A 2,078-nucleotide genomic window follows, 5' to 3' on the forward strand; every position below is an offset into this window, starting at 1 on the left:
GGTCCAGCTCGGCGGCTCCTTGCGCGGCACATAGTCGGTGTTCTTCTCGTAGACCGCCTTCACGCCGGGCTGGAATTCGGCCTGCACGAACTTGAAGGGGCCGGAGCCGATCTGTTCGGGAATCGGCTGGTTCGCCGGCGTCTCCGCGAGCCGCTTCGGCATCATGAACGGGACGTAGGACGACGGCTTGCCGATCGACTCCAGCACGAGGCCGTAATACTCCTTCAGCTTCAGCGTGATCGTCTTGGCGTCGGTCGCTTCCAGGCTCGCCGTGAACTCCATCAGCTTCTGGCCCATGGGATCATTGCGGCTCCAGCGCTTCAGCGAGGCCACGCAGTCCTCCGCCGTGACCGGCGTGCCGTCGTGCCATTTGAGCCCGTCACGCAAAGTGAAGGAGTAAGTGAGCTTGTCGTCGCTCACCTTCCAGTCCGCCATCTGCGGCTGGACCTTGAAATGCTCGTCCGTTCCCAACAGCGTGTCATAAACCATGTAGCCGTGGTCACGGGTGATGTAGGCCGGCGTGAAAATCGGATCGATGACGCGCAGATCCGAATGCATCACCGCCGTAATGGTTTTCTTCGCGGCGGCGAGCACAGGCGGCACGCTCGCCGACATCACAAGTACGGAAGCGACGAGCGATGCGGCGAGCGCGGACAGCATCCGGCGCGGACTGTGTGACATGCGAACTCTCTCGAGGTGATGTGAGATTGATGGCGCGAAACTGATCAGGGCTCGGCGATTCATTGTGCATCGCATCCGCGCATCGACGCTGAACCGGCTGACAGCGTTCTAATTTTGAGGTGTCGAGAGTTGCAGCAGTTCCAGCGTTCGTCAATCGGCTTTCACCGATCACTGAAAGCGATCTGATCCCGGCGCAAGACCTCCATCATGATCACCGGATGGTGGCATCGTCGTTCCCGAAATCTGGAACCGCCTGTCCCGCCAACCGTTGTCGGCGCAACCATAGGAGCATGATGATGTCGAGTGAATGCGCAGAGCCGCAAGGCGGCGAGCAGGCCGTCAGCGACGCGACCGAGCGCGAGCCGGTGCCCGCACGCGAAATCGCGCCGCCCTTGATGGTCGACGGACCGGAAGCCGTTCGCGACAGCCATTGCTGACGCGTCTTCTGACGATCCGCGGCCGCGCGAACACAGCCTCATAAACAAAAACACGGCGGAGAGGCTCCGCCGTGTTTTCTTCATTACTGCGACAAGATCGGCTATTCGCTCTTGTCGGCGTTCCAGAACACCGGGGTCGCCGGGCCGTCGAGCACACCGGTCAGCGACTTGCGCCAGCCGCTCGGCAACAGGTACTGGCCGAGCGGGATGTAGATCACCTGCTCGTAGTTCTCCTTCTGGATCTCGGTCGCGATCCGCTTCTGCTCGTCCGGCGAGGTCGCACGCGCATAGTCATCGCGCAGCTTCTCGATCTTCTCGTCGGTCGCCCAGCCGAACCAGCCGCCCTTGGTGCCGCGGCCACCGACCGAGACGTTGGCCACGGGGTTGGCGACATCGGCACCGGCCCAGTTGGTGAAGAACATGTTCCAGCCGCCTTCCTTGATCGGCTTCTGGCTGGCGCGACGCGTCACGACAGTCTGCCAATCGGTCGCCTGCAGGTCGACCTTGAAGCCGGCTTCGCGCAGCTGCTGTGCCACGACGATCGGTTGCGCCTTGAGCGTTGTCACGTCGCCCGGCGCCATGATCACGATCGGGGTGCCGTCATAGCCGGACTCGGCCAGCGCCTTCTTGGCCTGCTCCAGGCCGTTGCCCTTCACCAGCGTCTCGGCGCCGACATCGCTCTCCAGCGGTGTATCGCAAACGAAGACTGCGCCGCAGACCTTCTGATACTTCGCATTGCCGACGAGCGCGTCGAGCACGTCCTTCTGATTGATCGCCAGGAATGCCGCACGGCGGACCTTGACGTTGTCGAAAGGCGGCAGCAGGAAATTCATCCGGCCCAGCGTCTGGAAACCGAACTTGTTCGACACCTCGATATGGATGTCCGGGTTGGCCTCGAGCACCGGCAGCATGTCGTAGGGCAGGTTCTCCATGAAGTCGATGTCGCCCGACTGCAGCGCG

At 62.4% G+C, this 2,078-nt stretch carries 3 protein-coding genes; 1 reads left to right on the forward strand and 2 read right to left on the reverse strand.

All coding sequences use genetic code 11. From position 1 onward, the window contains the following. A partial coding sequence (locus BRAS3843_RS23790) for an ABC transporter substrate-binding protein (RefSeq protein ID WP_035982579.1) occupies positions 1–681 on the reverse strand: 681 nt, incomplete at its 3' end. A 296-nt stretch (positions 682–977) separates the two neighbouring features. Between BRAS3843_RS23790 and BRAS3843_RS41660 the strand changes: the two genes are divergently transcribed. Further along, complete coding sequence (locus tag BRAS3843_RS41660; RefSeq protein ID WP_175361150.1) at positions 978–1,118, forward strand: hypothetical protein; 141 nt, start codon at positions 978–980, stop codon at positions 1,116–1,118. Between the two features lie 101 nt (positions 1,119–1,219). Here BRAS3843_RS41660 and BRAS3843_RS23795 read toward each other — a convergent pair. Beyond that, on the reverse strand, positions 1,220–2,078 hold an 859-nt coding region (locus tag BRAS3843_RS23795), incomplete at its 5' end, for an ABC transporter substrate-binding protein (protein WP_035982577.1).

It is taken from the genome of Bradyrhizobium sp. STM 3843 (genome assembly GCF_000239815.1).
GTDB lineage: Bacteria > Pseudomonadota > Alphaproteobacteria > Rhizobiales > Xanthobacteraceae > Bradyrhizobium.